The sequence below is a fragment of the Thiobacillus sp. SCUT-2 genome (assembly GCF_035621355.1).
GTDB lineage: Bacteria > Pseudomonadota > Gammaproteobacteria > Burkholderiales > Thiobacillaceae > Thiobacillus > Thiobacillus sedimenti.
Genome location: NZ_CP141769.1, coordinates 1,367,150 through 1,387,520, shown reverse-complemented (window position 1 = coordinate 1,387,520; position 20,371 = coordinate 1,367,150). Strand labels below are relative to the sequence as shown.

Annotated in this window: 17 protein-coding genes; 10 read left to right on the top strand and 7 right to left on the bottom strand. The window is 70.2% G+C overall.

Annotated elements, in window-relative coordinates:
* Window positions 1-2: 2 nt before the first annotated feature.
* Genes VA613_RS06765 through VA613_RS06745 form a run of 5 tightly spaced genes read right to left on the bottom strand, consistent with a single transcriptional unit; the run spans window position 3 to window position 3,997 of the window.
* Window positions 3-1,265, bottom strand: a complete 1,263-nt coding sequence (locus VA613_RS06765) for a (Fe-S)-binding protein (RefSeq protein ID WP_324781100.1) — start codon at window positions 1,263-1,265, stop codon at window positions 3-5.
* Between the two features lie 52 nt (window positions 1,266-1,317).
* On the bottom strand, window positions 1,318-1,977 hold the full coding sequence (locus VA613_RS06760; protein WP_324781099.1) for a hypothetical protein: 660 nt from the start codon (window positions 1,975-1,977) through the stop codon (window positions 1,318-1,320).
* Window positions 1,978-1,979: 2 nt separating this feature from the next.
* A complete protein-coding gene (locus VA613_RS06755; protein WP_324781098.1) occupies window positions 1,980-3,059 on the bottom strand; it encodes a hydrogenase small subunit in 1,080 nt (359 codons plus the stop codon).
* 58 nt (window positions 3,060-3,117) lie between these two features.
* Window positions 3,118-3,534 carry a hydrogenase expression/formation protein gene (locus tag VA613_RS06750; protein WP_324781097.1) on the bottom strand — a complete coding sequence of 139 codons (417 nt, stop codon included), beginning with the start codon at window positions 3,532-3,534 and terminating at the stop codon, window positions 3,118-3,120.
* Window positions 3,524-3,997 (bottom strand): HyaD/HybD family hydrogenase maturation endopeptidase, encoded by a 474-nt coding sequence (locus VA613_RS06745; RefSeq protein WP_324781096.1) that lies wholly within the window; start codon window positions 3,995-3,997, stop codon window positions 3,524-3,526. Before VA613_RS06745 ends, VA613_RS06750 begins: the two co-directional genes overlap by 11 nt.
* A 152-nt stretch (window positions 3,998-4,149) precedes the next feature.
* Here VA613_RS06745 and VA613_RS06740 point away from each other — a divergent pair, with 152 nt between their 5' ends.
* The 10 genes from VA613_RS06740 to VA613_RS06695 all read left to right on the top strand — a co-directional run bounded on the left by VA613_RS06740 (window position 4,150) and on the right by VA613_RS06695 (window position 19,138).
* On the top strand, window positions 4,150-4,395 hold the full coding sequence (locus VA613_RS06740; protein WP_324781095.1) for a HypC/HybG/HupF family hydrogenase formation chaperone: 246 nt from the start codon (window positions 4,150-4,152) through the stop codon (window positions 4,393-4,395).
* Entirely contained in the window at window positions 4,388-4,741 is a 354-nt protein-coding gene (locus VA613_RS06735; protein WP_324781094.1) for a hydrogenase maturation nickel metallochaperone HypA/HybF, read from the top strand. Before VA613_RS06740 ends, VA613_RS06735 begins: the two co-directional genes overlap by 8 nt.
* Before the next feature lie 41 nt (window positions 4,742-4,782).
* Entirely contained in the window at window positions 4,783-5,589 is an 807-nt protein-coding gene (hypB, locus tag VA613_RS06730; RefSeq protein WP_324781093.1) for a hydrogenase nickel incorporation protein HypB, read from the top strand.
* Window positions 5,589-6,686, top strand: coding sequence for a hydrogenase formation protein HypD (gene hypD / locus VA613_RS06725; RefSeq protein WP_324781092.1), 1,098 nt, complete (start codon window positions 5,589-5,591; stop codon window positions 6,684-6,686). The genes hypB and hypD overlap by 1 nt, the downstream gene beginning before the upstream one ends.
* Window positions 6,679-8,964, top strand: a complete 2,286-nt coding sequence (gene hypF / locus VA613_RS06720; RefSeq protein WP_324781091.1) for a carbamoyltransferase HypF — start codon at window positions 6,679-6,681, stop codon at window positions 8,962-8,964. The genes hypD and hypF overlap by 8 nt, the downstream gene beginning before the upstream one ends.
* A 4-nt stretch (window positions 8,965-8,968) precedes the next feature.
* Window positions 8,969-9,973 carry a hydrogenase expression/formation protein HypE gene (hypE, locus tag VA613_RS06715; protein ID WP_324781090.1) on the top strand — a complete coding sequence of 335 codons (1,005 nt, stop codon included), beginning with the start codon at window positions 8,969-8,971 and terminating at the stop codon, window positions 9,971-9,973.
* Between the two features lie 362 nt (window positions 9,974-10,335).
* Window positions 10,336-11,556, top strand: a complete 1,221-nt coding sequence (locus VA613_RS06710) for an MdtA/MuxA family multidrug efflux RND transporter periplasmic adaptor subunit (protein ID WP_324781089.1) — start codon at window positions 10,336-10,338, stop codon at window positions 11,554-11,556.
* Between the two features lie 7 nt (window positions 11,557-11,563).
* Window positions 11,564-14,635, top strand: a complete 3,072-nt coding sequence (locus VA613_RS06705; RefSeq protein ID WP_324781088.1) for an MdtB/MuxB family multidrug efflux RND transporter permease subunit — start codon at window positions 11,564-11,566, stop codon at window positions 14,633-14,635.
* Window positions 14,632-17,727 carry a multidrug efflux RND transporter permease subunit gene (locus tag VA613_RS06700; protein WP_324781087.1) on the top strand — a complete coding sequence of 1,032 codons (3,096 nt, stop codon included), beginning with the start codon at window positions 14,632-14,634 and terminating at the stop codon, window positions 17,725-17,727. The genes VA613_RS06705 and VA613_RS06700 overlap by 4 nt, the downstream gene beginning before the upstream one ends.
* Window positions 17,728-17,737: 10 nt before the next feature.
* Window positions 17,738-19,138, top strand: a complete 1,401-nt coding sequence (locus VA613_RS06695; RefSeq protein ID WP_324781086.1) for an efflux transporter outer membrane subunit — start codon at window positions 17,738-17,740, stop codon at window positions 19,136-19,138.
* A 46-nt stretch (window positions 19,139-19,184) separates the two neighbouring features.
* On the opposite strand, the gene VA613_RS06690 is transcribed toward VA613_RS06695, so the two are convergent.
* Both VA613_RS06690 and narL read right to left on the bottom strand, forming a co-directional pair.
* Window positions 19,185-19,634, bottom strand: coding sequence for a CBS domain-containing protein (locus tag VA613_RS06690; protein ID WP_324781085.1), 450 nt, complete (start codon window positions 19,632-19,634; stop codon window positions 19,185-19,187).
* Between the two features lie 70 nt (window positions 19,635-19,704).
* Complete coding sequence (narL, locus tag VA613_RS06685) at window positions 19,705-20,364, bottom strand: two-component system response regulator NarL (RefSeq protein WP_324781084.1); 660 nt, start codon at window positions 20,362-20,364, stop codon at window positions 19,705-19,707.
* Window positions 20,365-20,371 lie beyond the last annotated feature (7 nt).

Sequence of the window (20,371 nt, the reverse complement as noted above, 5' to 3'; positions counted from 1 at the left end):
AGTCAGTCCTCCAGATGTTCCGCCAGCAGCTCGGTCAGGCCGAGCAGTTTGGTATTCATCTCGTAGTGGTCGAACCCTTCCTCGATCGTGATGCGGCAGTTGGCGCAGAAGGTCACCATCGTGCCGACGCCCGCCTCCTCGATCTGGCGCTTCTTGATCTTGAACGCCTTGGCGCGCAGCGCCTCGGCCGGTTCCGTGTGGATCGCCGACGCGCCGCCGCCGCCGCCGCAGCACCAGTTCATCTTCTGCTTGTCGGCGATCGGGATGTAGTTCTCGGCGACCTGGTTGATCAGCAGCTCGGGCGCCTGCAGCACGCCGCCGCGGCGCACGATCTGGCAGGGGTCGTGCAGGATCAGCGGGTCCTTGATGCGGTCCTTCATCTTGAGCACGCCCTTGCGCCGCAGTTCGTCGAGCAGTTCCAGCACGTGGACGACCGCGAAGCCGAAGCGCCGCCCGACCAGGTTGGGGCCCTCCCAGCGGATCGCCATGTAGGCATGGCCGCACTCGGGCGACAGCACGCGCTTGACCTTGAGGCGCTCGGCGGCGTCGACGATGCGCGACACGATCACCTTCGCGAGGTCCGAATTGCCGATCTGGATGCCTGCGTTGGTGGCCTCGAAGGCATCGGATGCGAGCGTGAAGCTGAGCCCCGCCTTGCGGAAGATCTTGGCGAGCGCTTCGATGTATTCCGGGTAGTTGACGATCTCCATCGACGACAGCAGCACGAGGTAGTCGGCGCCTTCCTGGTCGACCGGGATCTTCACGCCGGTGTTCTCCTCGGCGTGCCTGAGCACGTTGGCGACGGCCGGCCACTTCAGGCCCATCGGTCCGCCCTGCTCGACCGTCCGCGCGGTCGCGCTCCTGATGCCGTCCGGCACGTGGCCGGACACCGCCATGCCTTCGCGCAGCTTGCGCACCATGTAGACGAGGTCGTTGCCGACCGGGCAGACCATCGAGCAGCGCCCGCACATCGTGCAGCTGTCGTAGACCAGTTCCTGCCAGGCGTCGAGCTCGGCGTCGGTCACCGGCTTCGACAGGCCGGCCATCTTCTTCAATCGGCCGAGCAGCGTGTATTCCTGCTCGTAGACGCGGCGCAGCGGTTCGAGCTTGTGGATCGGCGTGTATTTGGGATCGCCCGTCTCCGTGTAGAACAGGCAGGCTTCCGCGCACAGTCCGCAGTGGACGCAGCTGTTGAAATAGCTCGCGATCGGGGCGTCGATGACTTCCTTCAGGGCGTGGAGGCCCTTTTCCAGCGAGGCGCTCATGCGGCTTCCTCCATGGCGATGCAGGACAGATCCGGGTGACAGGCGCGGCCGCTCATACCGGCACGCCCCGGTGCGCGTTCACGCGCCCGTTGTACCAGCGCGAGCCGAACAGCGTGAAGCCGTGGAACAGCTTGGTGAAGGGCAGCACGACGAGCAGGACCTCCACCGTGAGGATGTGCAGCGCCAGCATGCGGGTGTAGGGCAGCAGCAGATGTTGCGTCGCCATCCAGCCCGTCAGCACCGGCAGGAAGGTCACCGCCCAGGTGAACCAGTCCTCGAAGGTGCTGAGGAAGCGCTTGACCGGCTTGTTGATGCGGTCGACGAGCATCATCACCATCGCCGCCATCGTCACCACGGCCGCCAGGCCGATGAACTGCGAGGGCAGCGCCGGCCACGACAGCCCGATCAGGTTCTGGATCAGCAGGATGTGCGGTGCGCCCAGGAATACGATGATCGCCAGCCCGATATGGAAGATGTAGCCGCCGATATAGCTCACCGGCGAGCGCTTCAGCATGCCGGGCGGGGGCAGCGAGCGGCGGAAGACGGTATGCAGGCCGGAGGCCCCGGCCGCGTGGCGCGGCGCGGCGAGGTCGGCCTTGCGGCCGAGCGAATAGATCTCGAGCAGGCGCCAGACGACGCCCAGCACGAAGATGCCCACGGCAGCCGCGAGCGCCGGTCCGCGTACCCAGGTCAGGAACTGCAGGTCGTTCATGCTCATTTCTCCAGATCGGCCAGCGTGGTCGTCTCGTGCGAGGCCTTGGCGGCGCGCTTCTTGACGCGGTTGGCGACGCTCACCCCCACGCCGACCGCAGCGCCGGCCACGGCGGCCGCGGCGCCGATCTTCACCGGGCTCGCCGGCACCGACAGCGCCTTGTAGAAGCCGCCGCCGTCCCAGAAATCGGGCTCCGAGCAGCCGATGCAGCCGTGCCCCGACTCGACCGGCCAGGAGGTGCCGCCGTTCCACTTCACGGTGGCGCAGGCGTTGTGGGTGACCGGTCCCTTGCAGCCGAGCTCGAACAGGCACCAGCCCATGCGCGCACCCTCGTCGTCGAAGGTCTTGGCGAACTTGCCCTGGTCGTAGAACGGCCGGCGGTAGCAGCGGTCGTGGATGGTGTCGCCGTAGAACGCCTTCGGGCGGCCCTTGTCGTCGAGCTCGGGCAGGCTGCCGAAGGTCAGGTAGTGCGCCAGCACGCCGGTCATCACGACCGGGATCGGCGGACAGCCCGGCACGTTGACGATGGGCTTGTCCTTGATGAGGTCGGCCACCGAGACGGCGCCGGTGGGATTGGGATTCGCCTTCGGAATGCCGCCGAAGGACGCGCATGTCCCCATGGCGACGATCGCCGCCGCCCCCGCCGCCGCTTCCTTCAGGAGGTCGACGTTGGAGCGACCGCCGATGCACGAGTAGGCCCCGTTCTGCGCCAGCGGAATCGAGCCGTCGACGATCAGCACGTACTTGCCGTAGTTGTCCTTCATCGCGTTGGCGCGCGCTTCCTCGGCCTGGTGGCCGGCGGCGGCCATCAGCGTCTCCTGGTAGTCGAGCGAGATCATGTCGAAGATCATGCCTTCGATGCTCGGCGAGTGCGAACGCGTGATCGATTCGGTGCAGCCCGTGCATTCCTGGAACGGCAGCCAGATCACCGAAGGCCGCCTGGCCGCAGCCATGGCCTCGGCCATCGCGCGCCCCGCGCTCGGCGGCAGCGCCATCATCGAGGCCAGCGTGGCGCAGTACTTGAGGAAGGTGCGGCGCGTCACGCCTCGCCGCGCAAGCGTATCGATCAACGGACCCTGCATGATGCGTCTCTCCTGATGTCAAACACCCCAGCCCTGCCGACCGAGCGCGAAGCGCCGCCTACAGGTCGGCCAGCATCGATTCCAGCTGCTCCAGCCCGAGCGCGACGTCGGCGGGATGCGCCTTGACGAGCTCGGGAACGAAGGTCACTTCGATGAACTGCGCGGCGACGGCGCCCTGTTCGTTGCGATGCGTCACCCACCAGATGCCCGGGCAGGCCGTTTCCTCGAGCCGGGACTCGCCGTTGGCCTCGAGCGTGACGGCGATCTCGCCCTCGCCCAGCCTGCCGCGCAGCCAATCGAGGTCGGCCGGCGTCAGCGGCAGCGCCGACAGGTCGATGGCAGCCGCTTCGCCGCCGTCGAGCAGGCGCCGCACCATTTCGTGCAGCTCGCGCAGAAGCGGCGGCGCATTGCCGGTCAGCCCGGGCTCGGGGGGCGCAACGGAAACGACGTGGATCGGAATCGCGTCAAGCGACATGGTTCCAGGTCCGGATCTGTTCGACGATGGCGGCACACACCGGCGGAATGGCAGCGGCGACCGCAGGCGTGGGCGCCTCGCCCCAGTCGATGACCGCGGGCTGGATGGCGAGCATCGCGCGCTTCGCGGGCCAGTGGCCCGCCAGCAAGGCGATCGCGCGCAGGTCGGTGAGCCCGACTTCGTGCACCGACGCCTTGCGGTTGGCCATCAGGAAGGCATCCATGTCGTTCCCCTCCAGCAGCGCCCATTCGCCGGGCCGGGTCTTGATGTTGGCGGCGTCGACGACGATCAGCGCATCCGCCTCCTCGATCGGCCCCGCAAGCGTGAAGGAGAGCGTGCCGCCGTCGAGCAGCGTCACGTCGTCGCGATGGCCGAGCTCGGGTTCGAGCGCCTGCAGCACGTGCACCCCCACGCCTTCGTCGGTGAGCAGGGTGTTGCCGATGCCGAGCACGAGCGTTTTCATGGGGCCGAATCTAACAGCAGGTTTTGACAATAACAACCAAGTATTGCGCTCAAGCTTTTGATTGTTCATCACTATTTCGTAATATTCTCGAACCGCTGCGGACCGGCAAATCACGTATACTCAAAACCCAGTGTAGTTACTGATCGCCGCTTATGTGCCTCGCCATCCCGATGCGGATCGAATCGATCGAAGGCTTCACCGCCCGCTGCCAGGCCAAGGGCGTATGGCGCGACGTCAGCCTCTTCATGATGCAGGACACCCTGCCCGCGGTCGGCGACTTCGTGATGGTGCACGTCGGCTACGCGATCCAGACCGTCACCGAAGCCGACGCCCGTACCTCGTGGGACCTGCTCGACCAGATCCTCGAGGGCCAGGCCCAGGAGGCGGGGGGTGCATGAACTCGCGGTCGCGCAGGCGCTGGTCGAACAGGTGGAAGACGTGATCCGCCAGCATCACGCCGTCTCCGCCTCACTCATTCGCGTGCGCATCGGCCCGCTCGCCGGCGTCGTGCCCGAACTCCTGGGGAGCGCCTTCCCGCTGGCCGCCGCCGGCAGCCGCATGGAACACGCCGTGCTGGACCTCGTCACCGCGCCGATCAAGGTGCGCTGCCAGACCTGCGGCGCCGAGACGGAGGCCGCGATGAACCGCCTCGTCTGCGGCGCCTGCGGCGACTGGCACACGCAAGTCATTTCCGGCGACGAACTGCTGCTCGAAAGCGTCGAACTCGAAACCGTCCCCACCTGACCCCTCACTACTCACCACTCACGGCTTGCCACTTACCCGACATGTGTGACACCTGCGGCTGCAACCTCACCCCCGGTAACCGTCATCTGGCGTTCAAGCCCGTTGCGAAAGGCGCGACGGCGGTTTCGGTGCTGAAGGGCCTCCTGCAGAAGAACGACGACCAGGCCGGCCACAACCGGGAACACTTCGACCGCCGCGGCATCCTCGCGATCAATCTCATGTCCTCGCCCGGCTCCGGCAAGACCGCGCTGCTGGAAGCCACGCTCACCGCACTGAAGGATGAGTTCACCTGCGCCGTGATCGAGGGCGACCTCGAGACCGAGAACGACGCCGAGCGCATCCGCGCCAAGGGCGTCCAGGCGCACCAGATCGTCACCGGCACCGCCTGCCATCTCGACGCGCATCTGGTGCACGACGCGCTGCACCACATGAATCTCGACGGCGTCGACATCCTCTTCATCGAGAACGTCGGCAACCTCGTGTGCCCGGCGAGCTTCGACCTCGGCCAGCACCTCAACGTGACGTTGCTCTCGACCACCGAGGGCGACGACAAGCCGGCGAAGTACCCGGTCATGTTCCGCGCCGCCGATGCGATGCTCATCACCAAGACCGACCTGCTCGCGGTGCTCGACGACTTCGAGCCCGCCAAGGCCGAATCGCACCTGCGCGATCTCGCCAATCCGGCGCCGGTCATGCGGCTCTCCGCGCGCAAGGACCTCGGCATGGACGCCTGGCTCGCCTGGCTGCGCAACGAACTCGCGGCCCAGCGTGCCCGCGTCGCGCTTGGCCAGTCGCGCCGCCCGGCGATCCAGCCCGACGGCCAGACCTACCACGCCGCGACTGCCTGATGGACGAAGCCCGCGCCTGGCTGGACAAGCTCCACGCCCTCGACTTCGGCCGCACCGTCAAGATCATGAACGTGTGCGGCGGACACGAGCGCTCGATCACGCACGCCGGCCTGCGCGGCGCGCTGCCGAAATGGCTCGAACTGGTGCCCGGCCCAGGCTGCCCGGTGTGCGTGTGCCCCGAGGAGGACGTCTACCAGGCGATCCAGCTCGCGCTCAGGGACAAGGTCATCCTCGTCGCCTACGGCGACATGCTGCGGGTGCCGGTCAACGTCAGGAAGGGCGAGGTGCGCTCGCTCGCCGAGGCCCAGGCCGCCGGCGCCGACGTGCGGCCGATCGCGAGCCCGCTTGACGCCCGGAAAATCGCGCGCGAGAACCCCGGCCGTCCGGTGGTGTTCTTCGCCGCCGGCTTCGAGACGACCACGGCGCCGACCGCGGCGATGCTGGCCGAAGGTGTTCCCCCCAATCTTGCCATCCTGCTGTCCGGCCGACTGACCTGGCCGGCCGTCGCCATGCTCCTCGACTCGGGCAGCCCCGGCTTCGATGCGCTCGTCGCACCCGGCCACGTCTCGACCGTGATGGGGCCGGAGGAATGGCGCTTCGTGGTGGACCGCCACGAGATCCCGTGCGCGGTCGCCGGCTTCGGTACCGAGTCGCTGCTCGCTTCCTTCTATTCCGTGCTGCGCCAGCTCAAGACCGGCGAGCGCTTCCTCGACAACTGCTACACCGAAGTCGCCCACCCCGGCGGCAACCCGACGGCGCAGCGATTCATGAATGCGGCACTCGACGTCGTCGACGCCAACTGGCGCGGCATCGGCGTCATTCCGAACTCCGGCTACGCGCTGAAGCCCGCGTTGGCGCAGCACGACGCGCGCGTGCTGTTTCCCGACCATGCCGATCCGGGGCGCCGCCGCGCCGGCGAGATGCCGCCCGGCTGCGACTGCGCGCAGGTCGTGCTCGGCAAGATCTATCCCAACCAGTGCCGCATCTACGGCAAGGCCTGCACGCCGCGCAACCCGGTCGGTCCCTGCATGGTGTCGGACGAGGGCGCCTGCCGCATCTGGTGGGCCGGCGGCGTGCGTGTTGCCGCCGATGCCTGAACGCGAGGCCCGTCACCTCACCCTCAGCGGCAAGGTGCAGGGCGTGGGCTTCCGGCCCTTCGTCCATCGTCTCGCGCATCGTCACGGCATCACCGGCTGGGTACGCAATGCCAGCGGCGCGGTCGAGATCCACGCCGAGGGCGAACCCGCGCAGCTGGAGCGCTTCGTCGCGGCGCTCGTCGCCGAGGCGCCGCCGCTGTCGGCGCCCGGCCCGCTGGGCATGAGCCGCTGCCCGCCCGAAGGGCACGCGGCGTTCGCCATCCTCGACAGCGCCGCCGGCCGCGAGGCCGACATCCACCTGCCCGCCGACGGCTTCGTCTGCGCCGACTGCCTCGCCGAGCTCGAGGACCCGGCGAACCGCCGCCATCGCTATCCCTTCATCAACTGCACCCAGTGCGGCCCGCGCTACACGCTGATCACCGCCCTGCCCTACGACCGGCCGAACACGGCGATGCGCGATTTCGCGCTGTGCCCGGACTGCCGCGCCGAATACGAGAATCCGCTCGACCGCCGCTTCCATGCCGAGCCGATGGCGTGCCCGGTGTGCGGGCCGCATCTGCATTTCGTGGAGGGCGAGCGCATCGAGCCGGGCGACGAAGCGGCGCTCGCCGCCGCCGTTGCCGCGCTGCGCGCCGGAAAGATCGTCGCGGCGAAAGGCGTCGGCGGCTACCACCTGATGTGCGACGCCACGAACGACGCGGCCATCGCCGCGCTGCGCGAGCGCAAGCCGCGCCCGGCCAAGCCCCTGGCCGTGATGTTCCCCGGCCTCGACGCCCTGCGCGCGGCGGTGCACGCGACGCCGGCGCTCGAAGCCTTCCTCGCCTCGCCCGAGCGCCCCATCGTGCTGCTGCCGAAGCGCGCCGGCGCGAACCTGTCGCGTCACATCGCGCCGGGCCTCGCGGAAATCGGCTGCCTGCTCCCGTACTCGCCGCTGCACGCCCTGTTGCTCGCCGACTTCGGCGGAGCGCTCGTCGCCACGTCGGGGAACCTCTCGGGCGAGCCGGTGCTGACCGAGAACGCCGATGCACAGGCCCGCCTCGCGCATCTGGCCGACGCCTTCCTGCACCACGACCGCCCCATCGTGCGCCCGGCCGACGACCCGGTGTACCGCCCAATCGCCGGCGCGCCCCGCCCGTTGCGCCTCGGCCGCGGCAGCGCGCCGCTCGAGCTCGACCTGCCCGTGCCGCTTTCCGAGCCTTTGCTCGCGCTCGGCAGCCACATGAAGAACACGGTCTGCCTCGCATGGGAAAACCGTGCCGTCGTCTCGCCGCACATCGGCGAACTCGACACCGCGCGCAGCCTCGACACGCTGGCGCAGGTGGCTGCCGACCTGCAGCGGCTCTACCAGGTCGAGGCGAAGCGGCTCATCGTCGACCGCCATCCCGGCTACGGCTACCGCCGCTACGCGCGCGACAGCGGATTGCCGCTCGCCGAAGTCTGGCATCACCATGCGCACGCGTCCGCGCTGGCCTGGGAATTTCCGGAAACGGAAGACTGGATCGTGTTCGCCTGGGACGGCGTCGGCCTCGGCGCCGACCGCACGCTGTGGGGCGGCGAAGCCTTCACCGGCGCGCCCGGCCGCTGGCGTCACGCGGCATCGTTCCGCCCGTTCCGCCTGCCCGGCGGCGACAAGGCCGGGCGCGAGCCGTGGCGCGCGGCGGCAGCGCTGCGGTGGGAAACCGGCGCCGACGCGCCGTTCGCCCCGGCGCCCCTCCATCAGGCCTGGGCCGCGCGGCTCAACAGCCCGGTGAGCACCGCCGTCGGGCGCCTGTTCGACGCCGCCGCGGCGCTTGCCGGCGTCTGCACCCACGCCAGCTTCGAGGGCGAAGGCCCGATGCAGCTGGACGCCCTGGCGCAGGCATGCGCCCTTCGCCCTGAGCCCCCCGACAAGGCGCGGGACCGCCCCGTCGATGGGCGGGCCGGTAGCCCACGCGCCATTCCCCTGCCGCTCGAACCCGATGCCGCCGGCCTCTGGCGCAGCGACTGGGCACCGCTGCTGCCCATGCTCGCCGACCCGGCCGTTCCCGTTGCCGAACGCGCCGCGGTCTTCCACGCGAGCCTTGCGCAGGCGCTCGTCGACCAGGCCGTGCGGCTGCGCGAGGCGACGGGCGCCAGCAGCGTCGGCCTCACCGGCGGCGTGTTCCAGAACCGCGTGCTCGCCGAGGCCGCGATCGCAGGACTCCGGGCCGCCGGCTTCACGGCCTGCCTGCCGCAGCGTATCCCGGTGAACGACGCCGGGTTAAGCTTCGGCCAGGTCATCGAATTCCTTCACCGGTAACAACATGGACGACACCCGCATCCTCCTCGCGCATGGCAACGGCGGCCGCCTCATGCGCGAGCTCATCGCCAACATTTTCAATCTCCACCTCGGCAACCCGCTGCTCGATACGGATGCCGACGCCGTCGCGCTGCCGCCGCTCGACGGCGACATCCTGGTGACCACGGACGGCTTCACGGTGGACCCGCTCGACTTTCCGGGGGGCGACATCGGCTCGCTGGCGGTGCACGGCGCGGTCAACGACCTCGCCGTCGCCGGCGCCGAGCCGCGCTATTTCACGCTGTCTGCCCTCATCGAGGAAGGGCTGGAGATCGCCCGGCTCGACCGCTACATCGCCAGCTTCGCGCGCGCCGCACGCCACAACCACGTCGCGGTGGTCGCGGGCGACACCAAGGTGGTCCGCCGCGGCGAAGGCAGCGGCCTCTACCTGACCGTCGCCGGCATCGGCGTGCGGCGCGCGTCGGCCCGGCTCGCCATGGGGCGCATCGGGCCCGGCGACGCCATCCTCGTCTCGGGGCCGGTCGGCGACCACGGCGTCGCCGTCATGCTGGCGCGCGAGCAGTTCGGGCTGTCGGGCAGCCTGCACTCGGATTCGGCGTCGGTCCTGCCGCTGACGCGGGCCGTCCGCGATTTCCCGGACCTCAAGTTCATGCGCGACCCGACGCGCGGCGGCCTGGCCACGGTCGCCCACGAGATCGCCCGCGCCACCGGACACAGCGTCGTGCTCGATCAGGACGCCGTGCCGGTGCGCCCCCAGGTCGCGTCGGTCTGCGAGATGCTCGGCTACGACCCGTATTTTCTGGCATGCGAGGGCCGGGTCGTCGCCGTCGCCGACCCGATTGCCGCCGACGAAGTGCTCGCCCGCTGGCACGCGCTGCCCGAGGGACAGGAAGCGGCCGTCATCGGCCGCATCGAGGTGGGCGGCGCACGGGTGATCCTGGAAACGGGCCTGGGCGGGCGCCGCGTGCTGGATGAACTGGAGGATGATCCGCTGCCGCGGATCTGCTGACCGCCGGCGCCGCGCGGGGACCGGGCCCGGCTCGCAGCGCGGAGACGATGCGCGAAGCGCCGCCGCGGACAGCCGGAACCTCTTATCATCTCGCTCATTCCTATTCTCTTTTGTACCTTTGCCATGCCCTGGCCCTGCCGTGCCGACGCCCCGGGACGCTGCCTGACCGCGCGACGCGTTACGAAGGCCCGTCGGCGTTCGCTTGAGTCGCGCGCCGCTCCGCTCGGTCGCTGCATCCGGCGGATTCCGGCACGCCTGCCGGCGCGCGCCCGACCGCTTTCATCACCCACCCATTCCAATTGCATATGGCTCCCGAATCCGTCGCGCCTTCCCGCCACCGTCATCCACTGCGTGCCGCACTCGTGGCACTTCTGCTGGCCGGCCTGATCGGGGGCGCCTGGTACTGGAGCAGTCACCGCGCGCCGCCTGTTGCGGCAGGCGGCGGGCATGGCGGCATGAAGGGCAGCGGGGGCAACCATGCGCAACCGGTGTCGGTGGAGACGATCCAGAAGCGCGACATCCGCGTCTGGGTGGACGCGCTCGGCACCGTGACGCCGCGCAACCTCGCCCTCGTGCGCGTGAAGGTGGACGGCACGCTGCTGCGCGTGAATTTCCGCGAAGGGCAGATGGTGAAGGCGGGCGACCTGCTCGCCGAGATCGACCCGCGTCCTTTCCGCATCCAGCTCGAGCAGGCCCGCGGGCAGCTGACGCGCGACACCGCCCTGCTCGACAACGCCCGCCTCGATCTCGCGCGCTACCGCGACCTGCTGGCCAAGGATGCCATCGCGCGCCAGCAGGTCGACAGCCAGGAGGCGCTGGTGCGGCAGTGCCAGGGCACGGTCGTTGCCGACCGCGCCCTGGTCGACAACGCCGCGCTGCAGCTCGGCTACACGCGCGTCGTCGCGCCCGCATCGGGCCGGATCGGCCTGCGGCAGGTCGATCCGGGCAACCAGGTGCACGCCAGCGATGCCGCGGGGCTCGCCACCATCGTCCAGCTGCAGCCCACCACGGTGGTGTTCTCGGTGCCCGAGGCCAGGCTGCCGGCGATCAGCCGCCGGGCCGCCGCGCACCAGAGCCTCCCCGTCGAAGCCTGGGATCGCGAGCAGCGGGCCCGGCTGGCCGAGGGCCGCCTGCTCACCACCGACAACCAGATCGACCCGGCCACCGGCACGATCCGCGTCAAGGCGGAATTCGCGAACCGCGACAACCGCCTGTTCCCCAACCAGTTCGTCAATGTCCGCCTGCTGCTCGACGTCCTGCACCAGGTCGTCGCGATTCCGACCGCCGCCGTCCAGCGCGGCGACAAGGGCAGCTTCGTCTACCGCGTCGGCGCCGACGGCACCGTGAGAGTCGTGCCGGTCCAGCCGGGCGCGGTCGACGGCGACTGGATGGCCGTGAGCGGCGCGCTCGAGCCAGGCGACAAGCTGGTCGTCGACGGCGCCGACAAGCTGCGCGACGGCGCCAGGGCCGAGGTCGTCGTGCCCGGCGCCGGCAAGGCTGCACGCGGTACCGGTGCCTCACAGGGAAAAACGCGCCCCGCCGCCGGCGACCTGGCCCGAGGCGTCACCGGCGCGGCACGCTGAGTCCCGGATGAATCCGTCCCGCCTCTTCATCCTGCGGCCGGTCGCGACCTCGCTGCTGATGCTGGCGATCCTGCTGGCGGGCACGGTGGCCTACCGCCTGTTGCCGCTGTCGGCGCTGCCCGAGGTGGACTACCCGACGATCCAGGTCATGGCGCTCTATCCCGGCGCCAGCCCCGAGGTCGTCACGGCCTCGATCACGGCGCCGCTGGAGCGCCAGCTCGGCCAGATGCCGGGCCTGGTGCAGATGACCTCGACCAGCTCGGGCGGCGCATCGGTCATCACGCTGCGTTTCGGCCTCGAGCTCACGCTCGACATTGCCGAGCAGGAGGTCCAGGCCGCGATCAACGCCGCGTCCAACCTGCTGCCGACCGACATGCCGCTGCCGCCGGTCTACAGCAAGGTCAACCCGGCCGACGCGCCGATCCTGACGCTCGCGGTGACCTCGCCGTCGCTGCCGGTGACGCGCCTGCACGACCTCGTCGAGAGCCGCGTGGCGCAGAAGATCTCGCAGCTGCCGGGCGTCGGGCTGGTCACGCTGGCCGGCGGGCGCCGCCCTGCGGTGCGCATCCAGGCGAATCCGAAGGCGCTGGCAGCCGCCGGCCTGTCGCTGGAGGATCTGCGCGCGGCGGTCGGCGCCGCCAACGTCAACACGCCCAAGGGCAGCTTCGACGGCGCCCACCGCGCCTCGGCGATCGACGCCAACGACCAGCTGAAGAGCGCCGACGACTACGTCGACCTTGTCGTCGCCTACCGCAACGGCGCGCCGATCCGCCTCAAGGACGTGGCCGACGTCGTCGACGGCGCCGAGAACGCGCGCCTCGCCGCCTGGGCCGACGCGCGCCCCGGCGTCATCGTCAACGTGCAGCGGCAGCCGGGCGCCAACGTCATCGCAGTGGCGGACCGCATCAAGGCGGCGCTGCCGGGCCTGCAGGCGAGCCTGCCGGCCGCCATCGACGTGCACCTGCTGTCCGACCGCACCACCACCATCCGCGCCTCGGTCGCCGACGTCGAGTTCTCGCTGCTGCTCGCCGTGGCGCTGGTGGTGATGGTGATCTTCCTGTTCCTGCGCAAGGCCTCGGCCACGGTCATCCCCAGCCTGGCGGTGCCGATCTCGCTGGTCGGCACCTTCGGCGTCATGTACCTGGCCGGCTTCTCGATCAACAACCTCACGCTGATGGCGCTCACGATCGCGACCGGCTTCGTCGTCGACGACGCGATCGTCGTCATCGAGAACATCACGCGCCACGTCGAGGCCGGCGAATCGCCGCTGGAAGCGGCACTCAAGGGCTCGAAGCAGATCGGCTTCACGATCATCTCGCTGACCTTCTCGCTGATCGCCGTGCTGATCCCGCTGCTGTTCATGGGCGACGTCGTCGGCCGCCTGTTCCACGAGTTCGCGATCACGCTGGCGGTGGCGATCCTGATCTCCGCGGTCGTGTCGCTGACCCTGACGCCCATGCTCTGCGCCCGCCTGCTGCGTGCCGAGAAGCGCCACCAGCCCGATCCGCTGTTCCAGCGCGTCGTCGCGGCCTACGGCCGGGCGCTGACCTGGGTTCTCGACCGCCAGACCGCGACGCTGTGGGTGGCCGTCGCCACGCTGGGACTGACCGCCGCGCTGTATGTCTGGATTCCCAAGGGCTTCTTTCCGGTGCAGGACACCGGCCTCCTGCAGGGCATCACCGAGGCCGACCAGACCGTCTCGTATGCCGCGATGGCGCACCGCCAGCAGGCGCTGGCCGCGGCGATCCTGCAGGACCCCGCGGTCGACAGCGTGGCCTCCTTCATCGGCGTCGACGGCAGCAACATCACCCTCAACAGCGGGCGGCTGCAGATCGCCCTGAAGCCGAAGGCGCAGCGCAAGGACGCGGTGGGCCCCATCATGCGCCGGCTGGCCGAGGCGGCCAAGCAGGTGCCCGGCATCGCGCTCTATCTGCAGCCGGTGCAGGACCTCACGATCGAGGATCGCGTCTCGCGCTCGCAGTACCAGTTCACGCTGGGCTCGCCGGATGCGCAGGCGCTCGCCGAATGGGTGCCGAAGCTGGTGGCGCGGCTGAAGCAGCTCCCCGAGCTCGCTGATGTCGCCAGCGACCTGCAGAACGACGGCCTGCAGGCCTACGTCGACATCGACCGCGACGCGTCGGGGCGCCTGGGTGTGTCGGTGGCGGCGATCGACAACGCGCTCTACGACGCCTTCGGCCAGCGCCTGATCTCGACCATCTTCACGCAGTCGAACCAGTACCGCGTGGTGCTGGAGGTGAAACCGGAATTCCAGGCCGGTCCCGCCGCACTTGACGGGCTCTACGTGCCGACCGCCTCGGGCCGGCAGGTGCCGCTGACCGCCGTCGCGCACATCGAGGAGCGGCGCATGCCGCTGCTGATCAGCCACCTTGGGCAGTTCCCGGCCGCCACCGTGTCGTTCAACGTCCCCGCGGGCGGTTCGCTGGGCGCCGCCGTCGCAGCGGTCCGCCAGGCGGAGGCCGCGCTCGGCCTGCCGGCGTCGATCGAAACGAGCTTCCAGGGCGCCGCGCTGGCGTTCCAGGCCTCGCTGACCAACACGCTGCTGCTGATCCTTGCCGCGGTGGTGACCATGTACATCGTGCTGGGCGTGCTCTACGAGAACGCCATCCATCCGGTCACCATCCTCTCGACCCTGCCCTCCGCCGGCGTCGGCGCGCTGCTGGCGCTGGCGCTGGCAGGCCAGGAGCTCGACATCATCGGCATCATCGGCATCATTCTCCTGATCGGCATCGTCAAGAAGAACGCGATCCTGATGATCGACTTCGCGCTGTCGGCCGAGCGCGAACAGGGGCTGCCGCCGCGCGAGGCCATCTACCAGGCCTGCCTGCTGCGCCTGCGGCCGATCCTGATGACGACGATGGCGGCGCTGCTCGGCGCCCTGCCGCTGATGCTCGGCACCGGCGTCGGCGCCGAGCTGCGCCAGCCACTCGGCCTCGCCATGGTCGGCGGCCTGCTGGTCAGCCAGGTGCTGACGCTGTTCACCACGCCGGTGATCTACCTTGCCTTCGACCGCCTGTCGGCCCGCTTCGGCGGGCGCCGCGGCGCGGCGGAGCCGGCATGAATTTCTTCGCCACCTTCATCGGGCGCCCGGTCGCGACGACGCTGCTGACGCTGGGCATCGTGCTGGCGGGCATCGTCGCGTATTTCCGCCTGCCGGTGGCGCCGCTGCCGCAGGTCGACTTTCCAACCATCATGGTGCAGGCCTCGCTGCCGGGAGCGAGCCCCGAGACCATGGCGGCGACCGTGGCGACGCCGCTGGAGCGCACGCTCGGACGCATCGCCGGCGTGACCGAGATCACCTCGTCCAGTTCGCTCGGCAACACGCGCGTGGTGCTGCAGTTCGACCTCGGCCGCGACATCGACGGCGCCGCGCGCGACGTGCAGGCCGCGATCCAGGCGGCGCGGGCGCTGCTGCCGTCGGGACTGCCGTCGATGCCGACCTATCGCAAGGTCAACCCGGCCGACGCGCCGATCATGATCCTGTCGCTGACCTCGGCCACGCTGTCGCCGGGGCAGATGTACGACGCCGCCTCGACCGTGCTCGCGCAACGGCTGTCGCAGGTCGCCGGCGTCGGCCAGGTCAACATCGGCGGCGGCGCGCTGCCGGCAGTGCGGGTGGAACTCAATCCGACCGCGCTCAGCCATAACGGCCTCGCGCTCGAGGACGTGCGCGCGGCCATCGCCGCCAGCAACGCCTACCGGCCGCTCGGCGCGCTCGAGCGCGGCGCGCGCCACTGGCAGCTCGGCGCCAGCGACCAGGGCCGCACGGCGGCCGATTTCCGGCCGCTGATCCTGCGCTACGTCGACGGCGCGCCGCTGCGGCTCGCCGACGTCGCCACCGTGGACGATTCGGTGCAGGACGTGCGCCACTTCGGCGCCGCCAACAGCCGGCCGGCGGTGCTGCTGATCCTGTATCGCCAGCCCGGCGCCAACATCATCGACACCGTCGACCAGGTCAACGCGCTGCTGCCGCATCTGCGCGCGTCGATCCCGGCGGCGATCGATCTCAAGGTGGTGATGGACCGCACCCCGACGATCCGCGGCTCGCTGCACGAAGTCCAGCGCACGCTCGCGATCGCGGTCGGGCTCGTGCTGCTCGTCGTGCTGCTGTTCCTGCGCCGGCTGCGCGCGGCGCTGATCCCGGGCCTCGCCGTCCCGGTGTCGCTGATCGGCACCAGCGCGGTCATGTACCTCGCCGGCTACAGCATCGACAACCTTTCGCTGATGGCGCTGACCGTGGCCACCGGCTTCGTGGTCGACGACGCGATCGTCGTCGTCGAGAACATCAGCCGCCACCTCGAAGGCGGCAAGCGCCCGTTCGACGCGGCGCTGGCGGGCGTGCGCGAGATCGGCTTCACGGTGGTGTCGATCAGCCTCTCGCTGGTCGCGGTCTTCATTCCCATCCTGTTCATGGGCGGCATCGTCGGCCGCCTGTTCCGCGAGTTCGCCTTCACCCTGGCGGCCGCGATCCTGGTGTCGATGCTCGTCTCGCTGACCACCACGCCGATGCTGTGCGCCCACCTGCTCAAGCCGCGCCCGGCCGCGGCCCCTGCGGGGCGCTGGGCGCGCTGGAGCGCCCGCCTGCTGCGCCGGCTCAAGGCGGGCTATCGCGCCAGCCTGGCCTGGTCGCTGCGCCACAGCGGCCTCATGCTGGCTCTGCTGGCGCTGACGATCGCGCTCAACGTGCATCTCTACGCGACGATCGCGAAGGGCTTCTTCCCGCAGCAGGACACCGGCCGCGTCATCGGCATCGTGCAGGCGGACCAGAGCATCTCCTTCCAGGCGATGCGCCAGAAGATGCTCGACCTGATGGCCATCGTCCAGCGCGACCCGGCCGTCGATACGGTCGTCGGCTTCACCGGCGGCGGGCAGAAGAACTCCGGCTTCATGTTCGTCACGCTGAAGCCCTTGAGCGAACGCAAGGTCGGGGCGGACAAGGTCGTCGGCCGGCTGCGCGCCAGGCTGGGACGCGTCGCGGGGGCGAGCCTCTTCCTCAGCCCGGCGCAGGACGTGCGCGTCGGCGGCCGGCCGGGCAACGCCAACTACCAGTACACCCTGCAGGCCGACCATCTAGACGACCTGCGCGCCTGGGAGCCGCGCATCCGGCGCGCGCTGATGAACCTGCCCGAGCTCGTCGACGTCAGCTCCGACCAGCAGACCAAGGGCCTGCAGACCAGCCTGGTGTTCGACCGCGACCGCATGGCCAGCCTCGGCCTGACGATGCGCGCGGTCGACGCGACGCTCAACGACGCCTTCGGCCAGCGCCAGGTGTCGGTGATCTACAACCCGCTCAACCAGTACCGCGTCGTCATGGAGCTGGCACCGGCATGGCTGGCCAGCCCGGAGACGCTGCGCTCGGTCTGGTTCGGCACGCCGGGTGGCGGGCAGGTCGCGCTGTCCGACATCGCGCACATCGAGACGACGAATACGCCGCTCGCGGTCAACCATCAGGGCACCTTCCCCGCGACGACGATCAGCTTCAACCTCGCGCCCGGCGTGTCGCTCGACGAGGCCGCCGCCGCCATCGACCGTGCCTTCGGGCGGATGGGTGTGCCGACCACGGTGCACGGCAGTTTCCAGGGCACGGCCAAGGCCTTCCGCGAGTCGCTCGCCAGCCAGCCGATCCTGATCCTGACCGCGCTGCTGACGGTCTACATCGTGCTGGGCGTGCTCTACGAAAGCCTCATCCACCCGATCACCATCCTGTCGACCTTGCCCTCGGCGGGCGTGGGCGCCCTGCTGGCGCTGATGGCCTTCGGCAACGAGTTCGACGTCATCGCCCTGATCGGCATCATCCTGCTGATCGGCATCGTCAAGAAGAACGCGATCCTGATGATCGATTTCGCGATCGGGCACCAGCGCCGCCACGGCGTCAGCGCCGCGCGCGCGATCTATCGTGCGGCGCAGCGGCGTTTCCGTCCGATCATGATGACCACGCTGGCCGCGACCTTCGGCGCCGTGCCGCTGGCGCTCGGCAGCGGTGACGGCGCCGAGCTGCGCAACCCGCTCGGCATCGCCATCGTCGGCGGCCTGCTGGTCAGCCAGGCGCTGACCCTCTACACTACGCCGGTCGTCTACCTGCTGATGGACCGGCTGCGCAACCTCGTCATGCGCCGCCCGGCCCCGCCGGTGCCGGCGCTGCACAACGCCTGAAGGAGCCCCCGTGCGATCACGCCTGATTCTGGTTCTTCCCCTGCTGTGCCTGGGCGCCTGCGCGGTCGGCCCCGACTACCGCCGCCCCGAGGTCGCGCTTCCCGCCCGCTTCAGCGAGGCCGGCGACGAATGGCGCGCGACGCAGCCGGGGCGCTTCGAGGTCCCGGCCGACTGGTGGCGCGTCTTCGGCGACGCCGAACTCGACCGCCTCGAAGCGCAGGTGGTCGTGGACAACCAGACGCTCAAGGCCGCCGAGGCGCAATACCGCGCGGCACGCGCAGCCGTGAACAGCGCCGCCGCCGCGCGCTTCCCGACCGTCACCGGGTCCGCCGCGGCCAGCCGCAGCCACAGCACCGGCGCCACCACCGACAGCGTCAGCCTGCTCGTCAGCGCCAGCTGGGAGATCGACCTGTGGGGGCGCGTGCGCCGCAGCGTCGAAGCCGCCCAGGCGCGCGCCGAGGCGAGCGCCGACGATCTCGCGGCGGCGCGGCTGTCGACCCAGGCGCTGCTGGCGCAGACCTGGTTCCAGCTGCGCGCGGCCGACGCGCAGCACCGCCTCCTGCAGCGCACCCAGGCCGCCTACGCCCGCTTCCTCGCGCTGACCGGCGACCGCTATGCCGCCGGGGTCGCGTCGCGCCTCGACATCGCCCAGGCCGAGACCCAGCTCGGCACGGTCCGCACGCAGCTCAGCGAAATCGAATTGCAGCGGGCGCAGCTCGAACACGCCCTGACGGCGCTGCTGGGCGGCAAGGCCGCCCCGGCCGAAGCGCGTGCGCCGCTGCCGGCCGTTCCGCCCGCCCCGACCCTGCTCCCGTCGACCCTGCTGGAGCAGCGTCCCGACCTCGCCGCGGCCGAACGCCTGGCCGCCGCCGCCAATGCGCAGATCGGCCTCGCGCAGACGGCCTACTATCCGCTGGTCGACCTGGGCGCCACGGCCGGGGGGCGGGCGAGCGCGCTCGCCCGCCTGTTCGATGCGCCGAACCGCCTCTGGTCGCTCGGTCCCAGCCTCGCGATGACGCTGTTCGACGGCGGCGCACGCAGCGCGGGTGTCGAACAGGCGCGGGCCGGCTACGACCAGGCCGTGGCCGTCTACCGGCAGACCGTGCTGACCGCCTTCCAGGAAGTGCAGGACAACCTCGCCGCCGCCCGCCTGCTCGAACGGGAAACCGGCGAACAGGAGCAGACGCTGGCGGCGGCCCGCCGTGCCCGCGAGATCGCGGAGGATCAATATCGCGCCGGCACGATCAGCGCGCTCAACGTGATCACCGCCCAGGCCCAGGAGCTCGCGGCGGAACGCGGTGCGGTGGACATCCACAGCCGCCGCCTCGCTGCCAGCGTGCAGCTGCTGAAGAATGCGGGTGGACGGACGGCGCCGCCCGAGCCGGCGGGCCGGACTGATCCCGGCCGCTAGGCGCGATAGCGCAGCGCTCGCGTCGCTGGCCGGCGTCCGAAACGGTTCAGTGGCGCGCCACCGATTCGCGCTGCCGTTCGTGCGACACCAGCTTGGCGAGTTCCATCATCTCTTCCGCCAGCAGGCCCAGCAGGTCGTCGAGCGTGAGTATCCCGACCAGCCCGCCCGCGGCGTCCACCACCGGCATGCGCCGCACGCCCTTGTCGCGCATGTAGCGCAGCGCCTCGAACAGCCCTTCGCCTTCGCGCACCGTCGCCACGTCGGATCCCATGATGTCGCCGACCTTGAGCGCCTCCGGATTGACACCCGCGGCCACCACCTCGACGACGATGTCGCGGTCGGTGACGATGCCGACGGGGTGACGGCGCCCCGCGCGCTCCTCGACGACGACGAGGTCGCCGACGTGATGGGCGCGCATCAGCTGCGCCGCTTCGGTGACGGGGAGCGACGTCTCCGCGATGACGACTTCGCGGTTGCAGATTTCGCCGATGGGCATCATGTCCTCCTTGCGCGTTCCGGAATCCCTCGATTTCATTGAAGAGGGACCGGTCCGAAAAAGCAAGGCGTCAGGGCTTGGCCTGGCGGCGGCAGCGGTCGGCCCACACCGCGGCCTCGACCCGCGAGCGGAGGTTGAGCTTCTTCAGGAGATGCTTCACGTGGACCTTCACGGTGCCCTCGGCGATGCCCATGTCGCGCGCGATCAGCTTGTTGCTCTTGCCGTCGACGAGATGCTCGAGGATGCGGCTTTCCTGCTCGGTGAGCCCCGCCTCGGACGGGGTGACGGGACGGCTCTTCTCGCGCAGGGACACGACGAGCAGCTGGGTCAGGCGCTCGCTGATCGTGATCTTGCCGCGCGCGGCCTCGGCGAGCTGCTGCATCAGGTCCTCGGGCTCCGTGTCCTTCAGCAGGTAGCCGTCGGCACCGGCCTGCAGCGCGGCGATCAGGTCCTCGGCCTGGTCCGACACCGTGAGCATGATGATGCGCGAATCGAGCCCCGCCTCCTTCAGGGTCCGCAGGACCTCGACCCCGTCCATGTCCTTCATGTTGAGGTCCAGCAGAATCATGTCCGGCTGCAGGCGCTGCGCAAGCTCGATGCCCTCGCGCCCGCTCGGGGCCTCGCCGACGAAGCGGAATTCCGGGTCGGCCTGGATGAGCTGGATCACCCCCTTGCGGAACAGCGGGTGGTCGTCGACGATCAGGATGGTATGGGGGGAAGCCGCTTGCATGACGAAG